This is a genomic window from Actinoplanes sp. NPDC051475 (assembly GCF_040689425.1).
In the GTDB taxonomy this organism is placed as follows: Bacteria; Actinomycetota; Actinomycetes; order Mycobacteriales; family Micromonosporaceae; genus Actinoplanes.
In genome coordinates, this window is record NZ_JBFAZZ010000017.1 from 53,168 (window position 1) to 74,199 (window position 21,032).

Annotated in this window: 16 protein-coding genes; 6 read left to right on the forward strand and 10 right to left on the reverse strand. The window is 72.3% G+C overall.

All coding sequences use genetic code 11. The features are described from left to right. Window positions 1–1,082: 1,082 nt before the first annotated feature. The 7 genes from AB0368_RS30055 to AB0368_RS30085 all read right to left on the reverse strand — a co-directional run bounded on the left by AB0368_RS30055 (window position 1,083) and on the right by AB0368_RS30085 (window position 8,444). Window positions 1,083–1,937: a hypothetical protein gene (locus AB0368_RS30055; protein ID WP_366157376.1), complete on the reverse strand. Its 855-nt coding sequence runs from the start codon at window positions 1,935–1,937 to the stop codon at window positions 1,083–1,085. After that, the gene (locus tag AB0368_RS30060) at window positions 1,938–2,435 is read right to left on the reverse strand and encodes a phage tail protein (RefSeq protein WP_366157377.1); all 498 of its coding nucleotides are present in this window, start codon (window positions 2,433–2,435) and stop codon (window positions 1,938–1,940) included. Window positions 2,436–2,455: 20 nt separating this feature from the next. Then, complete coding sequence (locus AB0368_RS30065; RefSeq protein ID WP_366157378.1) at window positions 2,456–4,399, reverse strand: phage tail sheath C-terminal domain-containing protein; 1,944 nt, start codon at window positions 4,397–4,399, stop codon at window positions 2,456–2,458. Window positions 4,400–4,407: 8 nt separating this feature from the next. Then, the gene (locus AB0368_RS30070) at window positions 4,408–4,695 is read right to left on the reverse strand and encodes a hypothetical protein (RefSeq protein WP_366157379.1); all 288 of its coding nucleotides are present in this window, start codon (window positions 4,693–4,695) and stop codon (window positions 4,408–4,410) included. 17 nt (window positions 4,696–4,712) lie between these two features. After that, window positions 4,713–5,075 carry a hypothetical protein gene (locus AB0368_RS30075; RefSeq protein WP_366157380.1) on the reverse strand — a complete coding sequence of 121 codons (363 nt, stop codon included), beginning with the start codon at window positions 5,073–5,075 and terminating at the stop codon, window positions 4,713–4,715. Window positions 5,076–5,225: 150 nt separating this feature from the next. Continuing rightward, entirely contained in the window at window positions 5,226–5,897 is a 672-nt protein-coding gene (locus AB0368_RS30080) for a response regulator transcription factor (RefSeq protein ID WP_366157381.1), read from the reverse strand. Between the two features lie 234 nt (window positions 5,898–6,131). Then, window positions 6,132–8,444 carry a tetratricopeptide repeat protein gene (locus tag AB0368_RS30085; protein WP_366157382.1) on the reverse strand — a complete coding sequence of 771 codons (2,313 nt, stop codon included), beginning with the start codon at window positions 8,442–8,444 and terminating at the stop codon, window positions 6,132–6,134. A 172-nt stretch (window positions 8,445–8,616) separates the two neighbouring features. On the opposite strand from AB0368_RS30085, the gene AB0368_RS30090 reads away from it, so the two are divergent. Next, window positions 8,617–9,171, forward strand: coding sequence for a hypothetical protein (locus tag AB0368_RS30090; protein WP_366157383.1), 555 nt, complete (start codon window positions 8,617–8,619; stop codon window positions 9,169–9,171). A gap of 186 nt (window positions 9,172–9,357) precedes the next feature. On the opposite strand, the gene AB0368_RS30095 is transcribed toward AB0368_RS30090, so the two are convergent. Continuing rightward, window positions 9,358–10,551: an endonuclease gene (locus AB0368_RS30095; RefSeq protein WP_366157384.1), complete on the reverse strand. Its 1,194-nt coding sequence runs from the start codon at window positions 10,549–10,551 to the stop codon at window positions 9,358–9,360. Between the two features lie 224 nt (window positions 10,552–10,775). Here AB0368_RS30095 and AB0368_RS30100 point away from each other — a divergent pair, with 224 nt between their 5' ends. The 3 genes from AB0368_RS30100 to AB0368_RS30110 all read left to right on the forward strand — a co-directional run bounded on the left by AB0368_RS30100 (window position 10,776) and on the right by AB0368_RS30110 (window position 14,273). After that, window positions 10,776–11,630, forward strand: coding sequence for an alpha/beta hydrolase (locus AB0368_RS30100; RefSeq protein WP_366157385.1), 855 nt, complete (start codon window positions 10,776–10,778; stop codon window positions 11,628–11,630). A 25-nt stretch (window positions 11,631–11,655) separates the two neighbouring features. Beyond that, window positions 11,656–12,183 carry a TetR/AcrR family transcriptional regulator gene (locus AB0368_RS30105; RefSeq protein ID WP_366157386.1) on the forward strand — a complete coding sequence of 176 codons (528 nt, stop codon included), beginning with the start codon at window positions 11,656–11,658 and terminating at the stop codon, window positions 12,181–12,183. 167 nt (window positions 12,184–12,350) lie between these two features. Further along, complete coding sequence (locus AB0368_RS30110) at window positions 12,351–14,273, forward strand: M4 family metallopeptidase (RefSeq protein WP_366157387.1); 1,923 nt, start codon at window positions 12,351–12,353, stop codon at window positions 14,271–14,273. A gap of 79 nt (window positions 14,274–14,352) precedes the next feature. Here AB0368_RS30110 and AB0368_RS30115 read toward each other — a convergent pair whose 3' ends face one another. Then, entirely contained in the window at window positions 14,353–14,574 is a 222-nt protein-coding gene (locus tag AB0368_RS30115; protein ID WP_366157388.1) for a hypothetical protein, read from the reverse strand. Between the two features lie 227 nt (window positions 14,575–14,801). Next, complete coding sequence (locus tag AB0368_RS30120; protein ID WP_366157389.1) at window positions 14,802–15,389, reverse strand: hypothetical protein; 588 nt, start codon at window positions 15,387–15,389, stop codon at window positions 14,802–14,804. 314 nt (window positions 15,390–15,703) lie between these two features. Here AB0368_RS30120 and AB0368_RS30125 point away from each other — a divergent pair, with 314 nt between their 5' ends. Together AB0368_RS30125 and AB0368_RS30130 are read left to right on the forward strand one after the other, a co-directional pair. After that, window positions 15,704–18,625, forward strand: coding sequence for a BTAD domain-containing putative transcriptional regulator (locus AB0368_RS30125; protein ID WP_366157390.1), 2,922 nt, complete (start codon window positions 15,704–15,706; stop codon window positions 18,623–18,625). Between the two features lie 398 nt (window positions 18,626–19,023). Next, a complete protein-coding gene (locus AB0368_RS30130; RefSeq protein WP_366157391.1) occupies window positions 19,024–20,934 on the forward strand; it encodes a RiPP maturation radical SAM C-methyltransferase in 1,911 nt (636 codons plus the stop codon). The last annotated feature ends 98 nt before the right edge of the window (window positions 20,935–21,032 follow it).

Here is a 21,032-nt window from a genome sequence, read left to right on the forward strand (position 1 = left end):
CCGGGGGCGAGGGGCGCGGTGTGAACAGGACGACGGGTGGGGGTTGCGGCGGAGGCGGCGTGGTCGCGGTCGCCTGCGGGTGGCCGCCGGGCGGGTCTTCCGCCGGTGTGCCGGGCCCCCCGGTCGTCGTGGCATGGCGTTGCGGGCCGGGCGTTCGGGCGCCGACGGTGGCGCTCGGCGCCGGGCGCGCCGGGCTCCGAGGGCCGACGGTGGCGCTCGGAGCCGAGCGTGCCGGGGCCGGTGGCGCCTCGCGGCCGGGGCGAAGGCCTTTCCCGGCCGGGCTTTGCCGGACGTGATCGTCACCGAGCCGGCTTTGTTCGGGCCGGCCTTCTTTGCGCTGACCTCTTCCGCGCGGCAGCTGTGCCGGTGGGAGTTCAATCGGCGGTGGATTCGCGCTTCCGTCGCCCTGGCGATCCGGCTGGGCCGCCTGGCGCCCGGCCGGAGCGTGAGGCCGGGCATCTCCTGCACGCTCCCGCCGATCTCGTGGCACGACCTCCCCGTGACGAGTGGAGGTAACGGGCGATTCGCTGCGGCTCGGTACGGGGTCTGGAGACCGGTCGTCGCCCCGATCGGCCGATCGCGTGCCGACGGCGTCCCGAGCTGGGGGAATCGGCCCGGCGCTGTCCCGGTCTTGTGGCGCCGGGGGACTGCGGTGCGGCAGGGTGGTGCCGGGGACTCGGACGACCACCGCCGGCTCGCCGCCGCCCGGCCCGTGTCGCCCGGGCTCCTGGTGGACCGGCCGCGGCGGCGCTGGGACGGCCTCCGCATCCAGCCAGCACGACGGCGCCGGGGTGGCAGCCGTGGGCCGAACGGCGTGCGTCTTCCCATCACCGGGGTGGTCGGGCGTGGGGCGTGGCGGGGTGCTTTCGGCGTACCCGAAATCGTCTATGACCTGGATCTGCCAGGGTGATTCCGGCTGCGGCGCGGCAGCGCCGGTGTGGCGGTAGACGAAGCCGGCGGCGCGCGGCGTGCCGGTGAAGCTGATGCTCGCGCCGGCTTCGGGCAGGCCGAGCAGGTCGCGCACGCCGCCGCGATGGCGCACCGGGCGGGTGGCGCCGGTGAGCACGCTTCGCAGGTAGCCGTCAACCGGCATCGTTGAGCGCCTCGATCGAGTCGGCCAGGACGTCGATGTAGCGCTGCCGCTTGTCGCGGGTCATCGCCATGATCTCGGTCTCCGACCAGTGGTAGTGGTAGGCCAGGTAGTGGATCTCCTGGTAGAGGCGGGTGCCGTCGGTGCGCAGCTCGCCCAGGAAGAATCGCTGGACGTCGAAGGGCGCGGTGAAGGCACGGCCGCACTCGGGGCAGCGGGCGTCCATGGTCTGTGCCACCGACGGCGCGACCTGCCGCATGCGATCCTCGATCTCGGCCCGGGCCCGGGAGGACAACCCGGCCAGGTCCGGGTCGTCGTCGCCGCCGAGGCGGCCGACGCAGCGGGTCAGCAGGGCGGTCAGCGCGGCACCCTCGTTCTCGCCGGCCAGCGGCGCGAGGTCCTCCTGATCGGCACCGGTGGGCAGGCGGAACACCACCTCGCGGCCGTCGGACAGGACCATGGTGTGCCAGCGGCCGGGCAGCTCGCGCGGCTCCACCGGCACGTCGGCCAGGGAGAACTCCAGCGAGACCCGCTCACCGCAGCCGGGCCAGGGGCAGACGAGGGCGGCGCGTACCCGGTCGCCGAAGGTGGCCCGGCGCAGCTGGAGCAGCAGGTGCAGACGGTCCGCGACCAGCAGGTCACCAATCACCTCGGGCGGGACCGGGCTGACCTCGCCGATCCGGCGTACGCAACGGCTGAGCACCTCGGTGACCAGCGCCGCGGGGCGGGGGTGCCGGGCCTGCGTGAGCAGCTCCTCCTCGCGGCCGGTGAGGACCGCGAGGTCGAAGTCGCGGTGCAGCTGCCCGCCGGCGTCGAACCAGCCACCCGGCAGCGTCCCGCCGGACAACTATGCCTCCTTGAGCTCGGGGATCGGGTCGCGGACCCACCCCTCGTTCTCCAGCTTGATCGTGGAGATCAGCACCGCGTTGCCGCCCGCGTCGAGCTGGGGCAGCGCCTGGTACTCGGAGACCCAGCAGCGGAACACGTGGTAGGCGAGGACCTTCTGGCCGCCCTGGTTGTAGACCTCGATGGTGATGTTCTTGCGGAACGTCGCCAGCGACATGGCCGCGTCACCCTCGAAGTTGTTCACCTTGTTGGCCCACTCCTCGAACGTGGTGTCGTGGGTGACGCCGGCCTCGAGGGTGATCGGGTCGTACTTGGTCTTGCCGGGGATCTGCCGGGGCGCGCTGGAGTCACCGCCCTCGTACCACGGGGTGACCTCGGTGGTGCGCTTCAGCGCGCTGCACTTGTTGACGGCGGCGACCGCCAGGCCGTCGATGAGAATCTTGAACTTGAAGCCGAGATACGGGTCGAACCGGGTGGTGTTCACCGTGAACCGGGGCATCGGCCGCGCTCCTTTCCTGATCAGGCGGCGGCCAGGCCGGCCTTCTGGCTGATCTTGACGACGACGAACTCGGCCGGCTTGAGCGGTGCGAAGCCGAGCAGGACGTTCACGATCCCGGCGTCGATGTCGGCCTGCGTGGTGGTCTCGGCGTCGCACTTGACGAAGAACGCCTGCGACGGCGTGGAACCCTGGAACGCGCCCTGCCGGAACAGCGACATCATGAAGGCGCCCAGGTTGAGCCGCAGCTGCGACCAGAGCGTCTCGTCGTTGGGCTCGAACACCGCCCACTGGATGCCGTGGTAGACGCTGACCCGCAGCATGATCGCGGTACGCCGGACCGGCACGTACGTCCACTCCGGGTCGGAGGTGACCGTACGGGCCCCGAACGCCACCACACCGGCGGCGGGGAACCGGCGGATCACGTCGACACCGCGCCTGTTCAGGTTGCCGTGCTCGACGTCGCCCAGCTCGGCGGCCAGCCCGACCACGCCGTTGAGGCTTGCGCCGACCCCGGCCGGGGCCTTCCACACCCCGCGGGTGGCGTCGATCCGCGCGTACATGCCGGCGATGAACCCGGACGGCGGCAGCAGGATCGGTACACCTGACCGGCCGCTCGGATCGAGGGCCTTCACCCACGGGAAGTACAGCGCGCCGTACGAGTTGGCCACGGTGATGTCGCCCCGGAAGTCCTCGGCGTCACCGGCGGTCACGTCGTCCTGCCCGGTCTCGCCGATGTAGAACATGTCGCGCAGCGGCCGGTTGGCGCAGTAGCCGACGCCCTCGATGAACATCGCGGCGCTGGCCTCGCCCGGCACGGCCAGCAGGCTGGCGTCGGTGACGGCGTCGAGCCGGGTGAACGCGGCCTTGAACGTCGCTTCGGTCACGCCGGCCGGATCGCCGTCCTCACCGGACGTCGCGTCGGTCACCACGCCGGCTTTCGCCGCGTCGCCGACCTGCAAGGCGTCGATGAGCGCGGGCCGCTGCACGGCCGCGCCGCCCTCGGTACGCGCTCCGTCGCGGGCGCTCAGGTGCAGTTTGCCGGTCGCGTCGCCGGTCGGGGCGGACTGGACGCGTACCGAGGAGGTGGCGGCGCTGGTTCCCGAGCGCAGCAGCAGCCGGGCCTGGTCACCGGTGCCCTCAACCGTGCAGTCGAAGCCGGAGAACGCGGTGGCGCTGGTCGAGTTGCGCTTCTTCGTGAGCGCCTGGACCGCCGTCTTGATCGCGCCGGCGACCACGGCGAGGTCGGTGGAAGTGGCCGCCGCGTCGGGCAGGGTGATCTGCTGGAATCCGTCGCCGTCCAGGTTGATCTGGAAGGACCGGTTGGCGGTCAGCGGCAGCGCCGGAGCGGGACCGCTGCGGTGCAGGCCGCGCTGGGTGGCCGTGTTGCCGCTCAGGAACTCCACGTCGATCAGGGCGGAGTCACGTCGCAGCACGGTCCCGGCGAAGTTCGGCGCGGCCGGGTCGGTGCTCAGATTGTCGAACGTCTCCAGCGGCAGCGTGTCCCGGAACTTCTCCGGCACCACGTCCGGGTCGTCCTGCCGGCGCACCGTCACCCGGAACTCGTTACCCGGGTCGAGGCTGCCCTCCTCGACCGACAGCAGCAGCGAGTTGCCCCACCGGCCCTTGTTGCGCGCCGAGAACCGCACGCCGGGGACCGGGGTGGCGACCCGGTTCTGCACGGTGACCGAGGCGACCTTCGCGTCCGGGTGGGTCACCCGGACGATGTAGCACTGCCGTCCACCGTTGTTGAAGAACTGGAACACGCCGTGCGCCAGGTAGCCGCCGGTGATGAAGGAGCCGTACAGCTTCAGGAACTCGGTCCAGTTCGTGATCCGGGTCGCCTCGGACGGTCCCATCTCGGCCAGGCCGACGAATGCGGCCGTCGAGGTGCTCGCGGCCTCCACCGGGCGTACGCCGCTGGACACCTCATCGATGTAGACGCCCGGGTAGCTCACCGTGGCCATGGTCGCTCCTATTTCTGTCCCCGGGCGGTACGGCGCGGGGCCGGTTTCTCGTCGGCTTGCTCCTCCGGTTCGTGCTGCTGGTCCTCCGCCTGCTCGGCCGCGGGCCGGTCCTCGGGGATCTGCTCGACGTCGATGAGGCCGCTCTCCCGGAGCCGGTCGATCTTGGCGTTGCCGGCGATCTCGACGTCCTCCAGCTCCTCGGTGGCCCCGCCGGGGGACAGGCGTACCGACCGGCCGCTGGTGAGCCGCACGTACAGCGGTCCCGCGACGGCCAGGTTGCGGATCCTCACAGCCATGGCGATCCCTTCCTTCCTCATCCCACCGGGTGGCAGGCCCGGCGCAGCGCCCGGACAAGTTCCTGCGGGGACGAGCCGGCGAACCGGTCGACACACAGCCGGAGCGTGTACACCAGCGCCGTACGGCCCTGCGGCGCGATCACCACCACCCGGATGCCCGGGTACTGGTCGAGCAGGTGCGTCGCCACGCCCGGCACCTCACCGCCGGCCATCGCGACCACCACCACGTCCGCACGCAGCGTCCCCGCCGCGCGCAGCAACGCGAATGGTTTCGCGGCGACACCGACCACTTCGAGATCGGGTTCGCCGGCGACCACCTCGCTCACCGCGTCGTGCAGGTCCGCCGGTAAGGCGCCGAAGAGGACTCGCACCGAATGCACGTCGGCCTCCTTCTAGGCTCCGGCTCGCCGGATTGGCGGGCCGGAACCTATAGGCGCCTCCACGCTACGGTCGCGGTCGCCGGCAATGAATGGAGCAAGGTGCTCAAGAAGGGACCAGGCGCCGGCCTGGTCCCCGGGTACCAGCGGCCGTCACAGCCGGGCCCGGGCGGTGTGGTTGCGCAGCAGAGCGGCTGCCTCGCCGCGCCGGTGCACGCTCAGTTTCTCCAGCAGGTTGTGCACGTGGTTCTTGACCGTGCGCACCTCGATGGACAGCAGGCGGGCGATCTCCTTGTTCGACAGCCCGCCGTCGATCAGCCCGAGGATCTCCCGCTCCCGCGCGGTGAGCCGGCCCGGCCCGCCGGTCATCTCCAGGCCGGCCGCGTGCGGGCCCACCCGCCGCATCAGTACGGCCGCCACCGGCGGAGGGCACCAGATGTCGCCCCGCGCGGCGGTCAGCACCGCGGTCACCAGCATCGCGTACGGGTCGTCGCGCAGCAGATAGCCCCCGACCCCGGCCTCGGCACACGTCATGATCTCGCCGTCACTGGCGGACACCGCGTACGCCACCACGCGCGCCGGATCGGCGGCGGTGACGATGTCCCGGCAGATGCCACGGCTCTCCAGCCCGGCCATGCTGAGCAGCACCACCGAGAACCGGCGCGCGCGCAGCAGCCGCAGGGCGTCGTCGCTGCCGGCCGCGCCGGCCGCGTAGGCGACGTCCGGCCGTCCGGCGAGCGCCGTGACGAGGCTGTCCCGATGCACCGCGATGTCGTCGACGATGAGCACGCCGAGGCCGTCCGAATCGAATTGATCATTCGTCATGGCGTGCCCCCCAATGACGCCGATCAGCAAAGGACATCGCACCGGTGCCGGTCCTGCAAGAACTTTGACGCCAGGCTGACACGATTACCGCTCCCGGGGGTGGTCGGAGCCCCCATTCGGAATCAATTCCCCGGCAGGGCGAAGAATGGCTTGCCACCCGTTCGGCGGTGTCCATTCTGGCGGATCTCCGCGGTGGTCGGAACCTTCGTCGCTGGCGTCCGCCGAACCGTTCTGCTATCCGGCGTCCGCGGCGCCGCCGATCTGTGAACGCGCCGCGGTGAGCCGTTCGACGGTACGGGCGGTCTCCCGAGCGTCGCTGGTAAATTCCAGGGCTTCCGCGTACCGGTCGGCGGCCTCGACCGGGTCGCCCGTCGCGGCCGCGAGATCGCCGAGGCGGGACAGGGCCAGGCCCAAGCCGGCCGGATACTCGATCTGCCGGGCCAGCCGCAGCGCATCCTCGGCCGCGACCCGCGCGGCCGCCGGGTCGCCCGCGCCGAGCTCCGCCTCGGCGAGCATGCCGAGCGCGAACGACAGGCTGTGCCGCTCGTCGGCGGCCCGCCAGTACTCGGCTGCCCGGCGGAGCCGGTCCCGGGCGGCGGCGTGCTCGCCGGCGTCATTGGCGAGACCACCCAGGTTCACCAGCCCGACGGCCACCCCGCGGTCGTCGCCCAGCTCCTCCTTGGCGCCCAGGCTGGCCTCGTAGTACCGCCGGGCCCGGGCCAGGTCGCCGCAGTCGTGCGCGAGCGTGCCGAGATTGTTCAGCGCGATCGCCTCCCGGCGCCGGTCGCCGGCGGTCCGCGCGGTGTCCAGGCACGCCCGGTGGGCGGCCTCGGCCCGGTCGTGCTCGCCGAGCGCCTTGTATGCGTTGCCCGCCAGCGTCAGGGCGGCCGCGTGGCCGGCCGGATCGTCGAGCTCGGTGCAGAGCGCTGCCGCCCGGTCGGCCAACTCGACCGCGCGCCGGTGGTCACCGGCCTGGTCGGCGGCGATCCCCGCGGCGTGCAGCGCCCGCGCACGCACCGCCGGTTCCCCGTTCGCCGTCTCCGCGACGGCGGTCAGCAGCCGGTGTGCCTCGGCGAATCGGCTCCGCCCGGTCAGGTGGCCGGCGAGCGCGCCGACCAGCGCCAGGTCGGGCGCGATCGGCTCCTCGGCCAGGGTCCAGGCGAGCCCGGCCCGGACGTTGTCCCACTCCGCCTCGATCCGGTCCGGCTCGTCGCCGGCACGGACCAGGTCCAGGAAGTACCGGGCGTGGGCGCGGCGGACCGCCGTACCGTGTCCCGACGCCGCGAGCAGCTCGGCCGCAACCTCCCGGATCGTGTCCAGCATCAGCACCCGGGCCCGCCCGCCGTGGTCGGCGACGCCGACCAGGCTCGTGGCGGCGAGAACCGCGATGGCTCCGTCGAGGTCCCCGTGGGCGGCGCCGGCCGCGGCCAGCACGGTACGGACCGCCGCAGGCGCGGCACCGCCGACGAAGACGGCCAGCGCGCCGAGCAGCAACCGGTGCTCGGCCTGCAGGCGGTCGGTGCTCCACTCCACCGTCGCGCGCACCGTGGCATGCCGATCGGGCCGGTCGACGGTCGGCGCGCCGAGGCCCGCGTAGTGCGGGGCGAGCTGGGTGTGCAGCTCCGCCGGGTCGAGGGTGCGCAGGTGCACGGCGGCCAGCTCGATGGCGAGCGGCAGCCCGTCGGCCGCCCGGCAGAGCTGCGCCACCGCGGCGGCGTTCGCCGCGTCGAGCGCGAACCCGGGCCGTACCGCGCCGGCCCGCTCCACCAGCAGCGCCACCGCCGGGTTGCCGCGTAGCTCTGCCGGGTCCGCCGTCGCGCCCGGTGGCGGGACGGGCAGGGGCTCCAGCGGCCACAGGTACTCGCCGCGCAGCGCCACCGGCGACCGGCTGGTGACCAGGACGGTGAGCAACGGGCAGGCGCCCAGCAGCGCCGCGAGCTGGGGCGCGGCGGCGACGACGTGTTCGAAGCTGTCCAGCACGAGCAACCTGCGGTCGGCGCCGATGCCGGCGGCCAGGGCGGCGACCGGATCGCCGGGGCCCGGCCGCAGACCCAGCCCGGCCGCCACGGCGCCCGGGACGTCCTCGGCCGAGGCGAGCGGGGAAAGGTCCACGCCGTCGACCCGGTCGAAGCCGGCCCCGGCCCGCCAGCCCACCTCGGCGGCGAGCCGGCTCTTGCCGACGCCGCCGGGACCGGTCACGGTGACCAGCCGGGCGGCTCGGCCGCGGACCAACCGCAGTACCCCGGCCAGGTCGGCGTCGCGCCCGACGATCGACGTCACGGGGGCCGGCAGCGTGACGCGTGGCCCGGCCCGGCGGGGGCGGGGCAACGGCGCGGCGCGGGCCGCGGCCTCGAACGCCGCCCGGGCCTCGCCGGCCAGCCCCAGCCCGACGGCGAGGGCCCGTACGGTGACCTGCTGCGGCCGGCGGGTCACACTGCGTTCGAGGTCGCTGATGGCCCGCACGCTGACCGCCGCGGCCGCCGCCAACTCCTCCTGGGACAGGCCGCGCGCGACCCGCGACTCGGCCAACAGCTCGGCGAAAGCCACCCGTACCTCCCTGCCGCCGCGATGGCGTACGGCCGAACTCTGGCATCCACGCGCAAGCGGTTCCGCACCGGGTTCTGCCGGTGTTTCTGCCGGTTACGCATGGGCTGCCGGGGCGACCGGTCCGTACGCTGCCGACGAGCCGCGCCGCCCACCCACAGAGGAGACCGTCACCGTGCCGTCGAGACCGCCGCATCGCCCGCTTCGCTCCGCCGCCGTCGCCGTCGCCGTGGTCGCCGCGGCGCTCGCCGCCGGCGGCTGCACCCGACCGGCCACCTCCGCCGGCGGGCCGGCCGCGCCGGCGGTGACCGCGACGACGGCCGTGTCGCCGGCGACCGGCGGGCCGGCGCCGGACGAGGCGGTCGCCGCCGCCGACCTGGCCGGCCACTGGACCAGCGACGCGTACGGCGACGCCTACGTCAGCGTGCAGGGCGCCACGGTCCGGCTGGTGTACGAGCACGACGAAGGGCGGATGCTCGCCACCGTGCGGGACGGCATGCTGGTCGGCTGGTGGACCGAGGCACCGACCCGGACACCCGACACCGACGCCGGCGACGCCCGGTTCACCATCACCCGCACCGCCGGTCGGGTGGAACTGCACGGCGGCTGGCGATTCGGCACGACCGGCGACTACACCGACAACTGGAACCTGGTCCGCGTCGACGGCACCGTCCAGCCCGCGGCGGCCACGGTCCTGGCCGACCCGGCCGCCTTCACCGCCCACCCCTGAGCGGTGCCAGGCCCGGCCGGGCTCAACGGCTCCGCTCACAGAGCGCGCTCTGTCGCGTACCCCAGCTCCCGGGCATTGCCGCGTAGATCCTGAGGGCGATGGCTCTGTGCCGGCTGTGTTCGGATGATCGCCGTCCGCGGCGAGAAAGCCGGTCGGGTCGAGGGAGTCTTGAGTGCGAGACGTTGCTCAGCCGAAGATCGAGGGTGCCCATTCCGGGTGGTCGATGAACGGGTTCCGGTTGTGCTGGTAGGTGCTGTAGATGGTGTCGTTGCGTCTCTTCTCGAAGGCGTCCGGTGGGTCCTGCGCGCTCCACTGCAGCAGGGCCGAGAGGCGGCCCAGCCGGGGTGCCGTGCCGCCGCTGGTGGCGTCGTCCACCTCGAGGTCGGGGTAGCCGTCGCCGCCCTCGTAGCGCACCGCCATGTAGAAGATCATCCGCGCCACGTCGCCCTTGACCGCGGCCCGGGGCTCCCACGAATCGGAGTCCGTCTTGTTGCCCGGGGCGTCCGAGACCGCGGTGCCGCCGGCATCGAAGTCCTTGTTGTCGCGCTCGCTGTTGACGTGTACGTCCTCGGGGCGCAGGTGGTGCAGATCCGTGCCGGGGCCGTTGGCGGTGCCGAAGTCGCCGTGGGACTTGGCCCAGACGTGCTCGCGGTTCCAGTCGCCCGAGTCGCCGCCGTTGAGGGACTTCGACCGGCTGATCCCCGAGTACAACAGGATCACGTTCGACGAATTCACCGGGTCCTGGTCGGTGACCTTGAGTGCGTTCCACACCGCGTCGTAGGACAGTGTGGTCACCCCGCTCGAGATGATTCCGTGCAGCGCACTCTTCAGGCTCGCACCGGACTTGCCGGCCGCCGCCGCGTAGTAGGCGTCGGTGGGGCCCGTCGGTACGGGCGTCGGTGAACCGGTGCCGGTCGGTGTGGTGGTCGGGGTGCTCGTCCCGGGAGTCATCGCGGTCGGCGACTTGAGACCCGGATGCGAGAAGTAGGCCGCGAGCGAGCCGGTCACGGTGAGCACGGTGCCGATCCGGCCCGGGTTGCTCTGCAGCCCGAAGGTCGCCCGGTACGTGCTGGTGATCTGGACGTACAGCATCTTGCTGGTGTTTCGCTCGGTGCCGCTGTCGGCGATCGCCAGGGCGGTGTCGCCGGTGAAGCCGCTGTAGAGCACCGTGCTCGTGGCGGTCGGCTGGCCGACGATGTAGCCGCGGACGGTGCCGGTGCCACTCTGACTGCTGATCGCCTGGGCGACAGTCATCGTGGTCGCGGCCATGGGCTGCATCCCGGCCGGGCCGCGGAACAGCGGGATGAGCAGGGCGAAGAGCCCGAGCAGGGCGGGCATCGTGAGCGCCGCGGCGCGCCGGTGCGACGTAAGTCCTGACATGAGCACTCCGCTCGCCAGCCATACAGACGGTCGTCACAGTATGGGAGGGCGGCCGGCCCGCAGGGTCATACCAGCTTCGTCATACGGATCGTGGATCAGGGTTGTCAGAACCGAGTAGCCAGGCCGGTGCCCGGCCGGCCCCCGTGAGCCGGCCGAGCCGCCGCTGCGCAGGCCCGAACGTTATGACCGACCAGTCGGTCTGTCAATGTGTCTATACTGCCGGCATGACCGAGCGGACCGGGCTGTTCATGACGTCTCACGGCTCGGTGGGATACGCCGCCGTCGGCAGAGGGCCGGTCGTCGTGCTCCTGCACGGCAACCCCGGCGATGCGCGGGACTGGGACGCGGTGCTCGGCGCCTTGGCGCAGCGGCACACGGTGATCCGCGTCGACTGGCCCGGCTACGGGAGCTCGCCCTGTCCCCATGACGCCGGGGTGGGTGCGCCGGAGCTCGCCCGCCTGCTCGACGAGGTTCTGGACCGGATCGCTGAGATGACGGATCATGGCGGGCAGAAGTTCGTGCTCGTCGGTCACAGTGTCGGCGGGTATGCCGCGCTGTGCCAGGCACTCACCAGACCGGAGCGTGTCGCTGCGATGGTGCTGGTGGCCCCCGGCGGCTTCACCCGGCTCACCGGGCTCACCCGGATGTTCGTGCGGATGATGGGTTCCACCCCTGCGGCTCGGTGGCTGGCCGGGCCACTGGCTGCGGCCTATACGGTACGGCGCAACCCGGCCAGCCGGGCGGCATTGCGAAGAGCTCAGTCGGTACGAAGCCACCCCAGCCGGTTGGCGATGCACAGTGCGGTGTGGCGTTCGTTTCTCGACCCTGCCCACGATCTGCGCGGGCGTGCTCCGGCCATCACTGTCCCGGTGCTGCTCACCTGGGGCCGCCTCGACCCCGTGGTGCCATGGTGGAGCGACGGCCGGCGCGCTGCCAGGCTCCTGCCGCATGCCTCCGTGGTCCAGTTCTGGTCGGGGCATCTGCCGCATGCCGAAGTGCCTCACCAGTGGCTCGCCGCGGTAGTCCCTTTCCTGGACGGAATCGCCCGGCCTGCGAACCGGGCGTACCGAAATGGCTAGACCCGCTGAGCCCGGCCGCCGCGCCTTGCTCAACGCCGGCGCCGCCCTGCTCGGCGATCCGGCCGGCCCGAGCCTCGCCGGGATGAGCGTCAACGCGGTGGTCGCCCGGGCCGGAATGAGCAAAGGAGCCTTCTACCAGCATTGGAAAGACCGCAGTGCCTATCTGATCGCCCTGCATCGTCGCTTCCACGACGAGCTGCAGGCCGCCGTGGTGGACGCTGTCCGGGACGTAGGCCCCGGACTGCCGCGCCTGACCACCGGCTTCATCGCCTACCTGGACGGATGCCTGGCGTCACCGGAAGCCCGCGCACTGCTGTTTCAGGCACGCCATGACACCGCGCTCACCGCTGAGGTCGAGGCGCGCAACGCAGCCTTCACCGCCATCGCCGAGCCGGACCTCATCGCTCTGGGCTGGAAGCCGCCCGGTCCTGCCGCTTCCCTGCTCATCGCGATGGCCGTGCATATCGCCGCCATCGAGAACACCATGAGGGCACCCCGGCCTGACCTGCGCGAGACCGCTGCCGCCTTCCTGCGGCGCGGACCCGAAGCCTGACTCCGGCGCCGCTCCCGCTCTCCCTCATCGACGCGCAAGGGTTTTCCCCGATTCGGTGAACGTGATCGATGCCTAGCGTCACACCACAAGTGATCCAGGTGTGACGGCGTCGTCCCACCGGACGTGGAGCCCGCCCCGTGAACGCCGGGCGGGAAAGGAGTACCCGCGTGACATATCGAACCCCCCTCGTCGTCGCCCTGGCCGCCGGTACCGCGGTCGCCGGGGCCATGGTGGCGATCGCCGGACCGGCGACCGCCCAGCCCGGTGACCCGGCACCCGCCCGGGCCGCTGCCCAGTCGGCGTCGGCGCTCGTCGCGAGCCGTCCCCAGTACCTGCATGCCGGCGCCGACGACGCATTCGTGCAGCACCCGGTGATCTCCTCCGGTGATCTGCAGTTCGTGCCGTACGACCGTATGTACAAGGGCCTGCGCGTGGCCGGCGGCGACTTCGTCGTCGTCACCGACGCTGCCGGGCACACCAAGTACACCTCAGTCGCGCAGACCCGGACCATCGGCAGCCTGTCCACCACCCCGAAGCTCAGCCGGGCCGCCGCGCTGGCGGTAGCCAAGCACCAGCTCAAGAAGGTCACCACCGTCGAGGGCTCCGAGCTCGTCGTGGTCGCGACGGAAGGCGCGCCGAGGCTGGCGTGGGAGTCGACGATCAGGGGTACGGGCGCCGAGGGCGTGAGCCGCCTGACCGTCGACGTGGACGCTGCCACCGGCGACGTGCTGCGCACCCAGGAGCACGTCAGCGACGTCACGGGTACGGGCACCGGCTGGATCAACGGCTCGGTGTCGCTCAACACGACGCAGTCGGGCAGCACGTACACCATGAAGGACCCGAGCGTCACCAGCCTGAGCTGCCAGGACGCCGCCAACAACACGACGTTCAGCGGCTCCGACAACGTGTGGGGCAACGGCTCCGGCACCAACAAGGAGACCGGCTGCGTCGACGCCCTGTACGTGGCGCAGCGGCAGACCGCCATGCTGTCGGGCTGGCTGGGGCGTAACGGCCAGAACGGCAGCGGCGGCGCGTGGCCGCTGCGGGTCGGCCTGAACGACCAGAACGCGTACTACGACGGTACCCAGGTGCAGATCGGCAAGAACACCGCCGGGCAGTGGATCGCCTCCGCCGACGTGGTCGGCCACGAGCTGGGCCACGGCATCGACGACAACACCCCGGGCGGGATCTCGGGCAGCGGCACCCAGGAGTTCGTCGCCGACACCTTCGGCGCGGCGACCGAGTGGTTCGCCAACAACCCGAACGACGCGCCCGACTATCAGGTCGGCGAGGAGGTCAACCTGGTCGGCAGCGGTCCGATCCGGTACATGTACAACCCGTCGCTCGCCGGTGACGACAACTGCTACTCGAGCAGCACGCCGGGCCAGGAGGTGCACGCGGCCGCCGGACCGGGCAACCACTGGTTCTACCTGATGGCCGAGGGCACCAACCCGACCGACGGCCAGCCGACCAGCGCGCGGTGCAGCGGCAGCGGCGCCATCACCGGCCTGGGCATCCAGAACGCGATCAAGATCATGTACAACGCCATGCTGATGAAGACCTCCAGCTCGTCGTACGTCAAGTACCGCACCTGGACGCTCACCGCGGCGAAGAACCTCTTCCCGAACAGCTGCACCGAGTTCAACACGGTCAAGGCGGCCTGGGACGCGGTCAGCGTACCCGCCCAGTCGACCGACCCGACCTGCACCGGCGGCCCGACCACGCCGCCGACCACGCCCGCGGGCTGCACCGGCACCAACAGCACGGACGTCACCGTCCCGGACGCCGGCGCCGCGGTCTACAGCAACATCACCATCAGCGGCTGCGGCCGCAACGCCTCGGCGACCTCGACCGTGGCGGTCAACATCGTCCACACGTACCGTGGCGACCTCAAGGTCGACCTGGTGGCCCCGGACGGCACCAGCTACAGCCTGAAGGCGAGTTCCTCCTCGGACAGCGCGGACAACGTGGACACCACGTACACCAAGAGCCTTTCCAGCGAGGCGGCCAACGGCACCTGGCGACTGAAGGTGCAGGACATGTACTCGCAGGACACCGGCTACATCAACAGCTGGACGCTTACCGTCTGAGGCTGGCAACACCAACCACGGCGGGGCCGGCGCATGGCGCCGGCCCCGTCGCACCGTCACCGCCGCGCGGGCTCGGCTGTCAGCGGTCCTCGACGAGCCGGCGTGCGCGCAGCGCGCGTGCCCACCAGGGCCGCTCGGTGCGGGCCGCTCGCAGGGGCGGGCGGGTGGTGCGTTTGAGGCTGATCCAGCCGCCCGGGCCCATGGTCACCGCGCCGATCGCCGGGCGCCGGCGCAGGGCCACGCCGATCGACACAGCCACGCTGGCCAACGCCGCGGTGGCCAGCGCGGCCTCGACATGCACAGCGCCGACGAGATCCTTCCGCAGTTCCCGACGGCGCCTGGGTATGGATCTTCGCGCTGCGTCCGGAGGCAGGCGGGACGCGGCTGATCAGCCGGAACCGGATCAGGATTCCCGGTGCCGGGCGGGCCCGCCGGTTCCTCTACGACCTGGTGATGACGCCCGGCAGCCTGATCATGGAACGCCGGATGCTGACCGGCATCAAGCAACGTGCGGAGAGGTGCGCGTGCTCACCGTGCTGAGCAGAAGGCGCGCAGGGCTGCCTCGTCGGCCGGGTCCATCCATTCGTACGTGCCGCGTAGCTGGTCGGCCCGCTGGTCGACTGTCGTGACCGTTGCCGTCATGTCACCCCACGGCATGCTGATGTGCAGCAGAGTTCGCTCGATGCCGGGCGGCAGGTGGACACTGTCGGCGGCCGTGGCGCGCAGCAGCAGACCGCTGGTGGACACGTCCTCGACCTGGCCGGACACCGCCACCAGCCGGCGGCCCGGTTCGGAGTCGAGCTGGGCGGTGCCCGTCGCGGCGTACGTGCCGGGGCGCCGGGCCGCACCGCGTCGCTGGACCATGTCCGTGGGCGGGTCGCCGGTGGGGGTGAGGGTGCCCTCGCGCAGTTCCGCCTCGAGCCAGGTGACGCCGGCGTTGCTGACCAGCTCGAGGATGCCGAAGCGGCGGGTGCCCGGGCCGTCCGGGCCGAGTACCGGGATCGGTGGCAGCTCGGCCAGGAACGCCGCGCTGACCTCGGCCAGCGTGATCAGCGCGAGCGGCTGTTCACCCGGGCACCGCAGCAGGAGCGTGCTGCCCGCCGGGACCGTGACCATCGGTTCTCCCCGCTCGTAGGGTCGGCCTTTTCCGAACGGTCTCACGGCCGGCTTGCGGCCGGTGGCCCAGCTCCGGACCGTCACGCTTCCGGCGTACGCGTCAGCGACCGCGACGCCGCCGGGGGTGCGGCGGTGCCCGGTGCTCGCAACCTGACGTATCTTGCGGGAGAAACGCTCCTCTTCTATCCGTGCGGGTAAGCCGGTCGAGCCGGGCAGGCCCGATAGATGCGGTTCTGGCAGAATTCGTCGATGTCGATGAACGCCGCCCGCGCGCTCGTAGACTGTGGGCCCTGTCTCTGCAACGGGAGGCTGCATTGGACACGCCGGGCGAGACCGAGCCGGTTGCGTCGTCCGCCGCGGCGGACGACACGCCCGGCCCGGCGCTGCGCGTCGAGGTGCTCGGCCCGTTGCAGGCCTGGCAGGGTGACACCTGCCTGACTCTGGGCCCCGTGCAGCAGCGTGTCGTGCTGTCCGTGCTCGCGCTGCACGCCAACCGGCCGTTGCGCCGCGAGCAACTGATCGAGGCGGTCTGGGGCGAGGCTGCGCCCGCCTATGCGGTGAACCTGGTCCACAAGTACATCTCCGGCCTGCGCCGCTCGTTCGAGCCGGTGCGCTCCGCAGGTTCCCCGTCGCGGCTGCTCGCCTGGACGGACATCGGATACCGGCTGTCCCTGCCGCCCGGCTGCCTCGATCTGGAGGTCTTCGACCGCGAGATCGGCCGGGCCCGGTCGGCGCGGGCCGCCGGGGAGCTGCCGGAGGCGGCTCAGGCCGTGCACGCCGCGCTGCAGCTGTGGCGCGGTCCGGCCTTCGACGGGCTGACCAGCCCGTTGCTGGACGCCGAGCGGGAGCGGCTCGGACAGCGCCGGATCAGCGTGCTCGAGGAGCGCATCGAGATCGACCTTGCCATGGGCAACGACCAGGACCTCGTCGCCGAGCTGCAGCGCCTGGTCACCGAGTACCCGTTGCGGGAGCGCCTGCGCGGGAGCCTGATGACGGCGCTGTACCGCAGTGGACGTCAGGGTGAGGCGCTGGCCGCGTTCCTCGCGGTGGTCCGCTACCTCAAGGAGGAGCTCGGCGTCGATCCCTCCGCCGACCTGCAGGACCTCTATCAGCGCATCCTCGCCAACGATCCCGCCCTGGCCCGCGTCGTGCCGCCCGCGCGGCCGGTCGCCGAGCCCGCCGGTGTGGTGTCCGGCCCGGAGTTGACGGTTCCGGCGCAGCTGCCGTACGCGATCACGCACTTCGTGGGCCGCGACGCCGAGCTGCGCCGCCTCGACGAGCTGGTCTCGGCGGAGGGCGGCGACGGCCTGGTGATCGCGGTGGTCACCGGCACGGCCGGGGTCGGGAAGACCTCGCTGGCGGTGCACTGGGCGCACCGGATCAGTGGCGGCTTCCCGCACGGACAGCTCTACGTGGACCTGCGGGGCTTCGACCCGAACCTGTCCCCGGTGGAGCCCGGCGAGGCGCTGCGCGGCTTTCTGGACGCCCTGGGCGTGCCCGCACGCCGGGTGCCGCCCACCCTGGAGCAGCAGGCGGCGCTCTACCGCAGCCTGCTCGCCGGCCGGCGGGTGATGGTGGTGCTGGACAACGCCCGCGACACCGATCAGGTGATGCCGCTGCTGCCCGGCTCGGCCGGCTGCCTCGTGGTGGTGACCAGCCGCAGCCGGCTGTCCGGCCTGATCGCGGCCGGCGCGGTCGCGGTGCCGGTGGACCTGCTGACCGCCGACGAGGGGCGGCAGATGCTGCGCGGCCGGATCGGCCCGTCCCGCGTCGAGGCGGAGCCCGGGGCCGTGGACGACATCATCGCCGTCTCGGCCCGCCTGCCGCTGGCGCTCGCCATCGTGGCGGCGCGGGCGGCGGCCCATCCCCGGTTCTCCCTCGCCGCGCTCGCCGGCGACCTCGGCCAGGCCCGGGGCGGGCTGGACGCGTTCGTCGGCGAGGACGAGAACACCGACGCGCGGGCCGTGCTGTCCTGGTCGTACCACCTGCTCACGGTGCCGGCCGCCCGGCTGTTCCGGCTGCTGGGGTTGCACCCGGGGCCGGACATCTCGGTGGCCGCGGCCGCAAGCCTGGCCGGCGTGCCGGTGCCCGAGGTGCGCCGGCTGCTCGCGGCCCTCTGCGGCGCGCATCTGCTCGACGAGGTCACGCCCGGCCGGTTCGGCTTCCACGACCTGCTGAGGGCGTACGCGGTCGAGCAGGCGCGGGCGCCGGGTGCGGGCACCGAGCGCGAGATGGCCCTGACGCGGATGTTCGACCACTATCTGCACACCGCGTACGCCGCCGACCGGCTGCTCTACCCGTACCGGGAGCCGCTCGACGTCGGGGAGCCCGCCCCGGCGGTGACGCCGACGCAGGTCCCGGACGCGGAGCGGGCGATGGCCTGGTTCGTCGCGGAGCACCCGAACCTGCTCGCGGCGATCACGCTGGCAAGCGCCGGCCACGACTCATACGCGTACGGCCTCGCGTGGACGATGACCGCGTTCCTCAACTACCAGGGGCACTGGCACGACTGGGCCGTGACGATGGAGGCCGCGCTGCAGGCCGCCCGGCGGCTCGGCGACCTCGGCGGCCAGGCCCAGGCGCATCGGTTGCTCAACCTTGCCTATCTGCAGCTCGGCCGGCTGGACGAGGCCGGTGCCCACGCCCGGCAGGCGCTGCGGGTCTTCGCGGAGCTGGGCGACCTGCCCGGTCAGGCCCGGATCCACCTCAACTTCGGCCGGGTACTGGAGCGGCAGTGCCATTTCCAGCAGGCGCTCGACCAGGCCCGCAAGGCGCTGGAGCTCTTCCGGCTCGCCGGTGATCCGCCCGGGGAGGCCGACGCGCTGAACTGGGTGGGGTGGTACCACAGCCAGCTCGGCTACCACGAGCAGGCGCTGGAGTACTGCCACCAGTCGCTGGTCGTGCACCAGGGCTCGGGCGACTGGCCGGGCCGCGCCGACACCTGGGACAGCCTGGGCTACGCGCATCACCACCTCGGCCATCACGACGAGGCGATCTCGTGTTACGAGCAGGCGCTCGCGCTCTGGCACGATCTCGGGGACCGCTACCAGGTGGCGATGACGCTGATGCGGCTCGGCGACACCCACCGGGCCGCGGGGGACCAGGTCGCCGCCCGCGACGCCTGGCTGCGGGCGATGCGGATCTTCGACGGCTTCGGCCATCCGGAGGCCGCCGCGATCCGGTCCAAGCTCGACCTTCTGGCCCATGGGCCCCCCACCGAAATGGGTCATCGATAATAATAATTGGACGCTAGGCTGGCGCGGAGGGACCGGGTCGGGTGCCGTCGTCCGGGACCGGGACGAGGCGACCAGTGAAAGGAAAGAGATGTCCGAGAAGACCCGTGCACCGAGAACGACCCGCGGGGGGTCGGGTGCCATTATCGGAGGACTCGCTGTCGGTGCCCTGCTGGGCACGCCTGTAGCCGCCTCCGCGGCGGCCGCCGCGGAGCCGCCGGCCATTGTCACGGAGGTCGGCACGACCGCCGCCCGCTGTCAGGCGCCACGAGTTGCGGCCGACGAGCCGGTGACGGCCATCCGCGAACAGTTCCAGACGTCATTCACCGCCGGCGCCGTGACACCGGCGCGGACGGACCTCATGCCGATCATCTGTGATCCACGCTAGCCGGACACCCGCGATGCGTGAGCCGATCGCGCTGCGCCCGCTCGGACCCACGGCCGATGGTCCGAGCGCGGCGCAGCGCGCCGCCTGTCCGGTGGTGCTGGTCTCGATGCCGTTCATGATGGCCGACCGGCCCTCGATCCAGCTGGGCCTGCTCAAGGCCGTCGTGGCCGGCCACGGCTATGACGTACGGACGCTGCACGCCAACCTCGACTTCGCCGGTCGGATCGGTGCCGACGCCTACCGGTCGCTGTGCGAGGACCGGGGGCTGATGATCGGCGACTGGCTCTTCTCCCGTGCGGCCTTCGGTGAGGCGGCGCCGGACCCGGACGGTGCCCTGCTCGACGACTTCGCGGCCGAGCTCGGCCTGCCGGGCCTGAGCGCTGAGGACAGCCGGAAGCTGCTGCTGCGCATGCGCGAGCAGGACGTCCCGGCATACCTCGACGCGCTGGTGAGCGGCTTCCCCTGGGACGAGGTCCGCGTCGTCGGCTTCACCTGTACGTTCCAGCAGAACGCGGCCTCCTTCGCGCTGGCCCGGCGGCTGAAGCGCAGCTTCCCGCGGCTCGTGACGGTGTTCGGCGGCGCCAACTTCGAGGACGAGATGGGACTCGAGTACGTGCGCCGCGTCGACTGCGTCGACTACGCCGTGATCGGGGAGGGCGACGTGGCCCTGCCGGAACTGCTGGCGGCCCTGGCCACCGGCGCCGACCCCGGCGCGGTCCCCGGCGTCACCCACCGCACCCCAGGCGGCGTGTCGGCGGCCGCCGCGCGAGCACCGTACGCCCGCCTCGACGAGTCGCCGTTGCCTGACTACGACGAGTACTTCGCCCGGGCGGAGGCGCTGGGGCTGCAGCCGCCTGCCGGTCACCGCACCATCCGCATCCCGTTCGAGTCGGCCCGCGGGTGCTGGTGGGGCGCGAAGCACCACTGCACGTTCTGCGGGCTCAACGGCTCGACCATGAGCTTCCGGGCCAAGTCGGCGCCGCGGGTGTCCGCCGAGCTGGCCGCGCAGGCGCGGCGCTACCGCAGCTTCCGCTTCGAGGCCGTGGACAACATCGTGGACACCTCGTATCTGACCGGGTTGTTCCCCGAGCTGGCCGCCTCCGGTACGACGTACGACATCTTCTACGAGGTCAAGGCCAACCTGAGCCGGGAGCAGCTGAGGCTCTTGCGTCAGGGCGGCGTGACCCATCTGCAGCCCGGCATCGAGTCGTTGAGCACGCGGGTGCTCGCCCTGATGCGCAAGGGCGTCCGCGCCGGGCAGAACGTCAACGTGCTGCGCTGGGGCCAGTATTACGGCATCACGATCTCCTGGAACATCCTCTGGGGCTTTCCCGGGGAGTCCGCTGAGGACTACCGGGAGCAGGCAGCGGTCGTGCCGCACCTGGTGCACCTGCGACCCCCTGTGGGTGCCGGCCGGGTCTGGCTGGAGCGGTTCAGCCCGCTCTTCACCCAGCCGGATTCCGGCGTCCTGGAACGCCGGCCCGAGCGTGGCTACCGCTACGTCTACCCGGAGGACTTCGACCTCGCCAGGCTCGCCTACTTCTTCGAGTACGAGCTTGCGGACCCGCTGCCCGGCGAGGCGTACGCGGGCCTGCGGGCGGCCGTCGAGGACTGGCAGGCGGCCTGGGAGCGCCCCGACCCGCCGACGCTCACCTACTTCTCCGCGCCCGGATTCCTGCAGATCTACGACGGCCGGCACGCCGGTGCGGAGGGCACGTACACGTTCGAGGGAGATCTCGCCGAGATCTACCTCGCCTGTGTCGACCGCCCGATCGGGGCCGCCGCCGTGCGCGAGCGCCTCGGCGGGCGCTTGCCGATCGACGCCGTCCGGGAGGCGTTCGCCGGCTTCGCCGAGCGTGGCCTGATGTTCCTCGACGGCACCTCCGCCCTCGCCCTGGCGCTTCCGGCGGGGGCGACGCGGTGAGACACCCACCCCCGCGGTCCTGACTGACAGGACGGATGGTGCATCCCACCGTTTGCGCGGTTCCCCCGCTCCGGTGCGATGGCCGATGATGCTGTGAC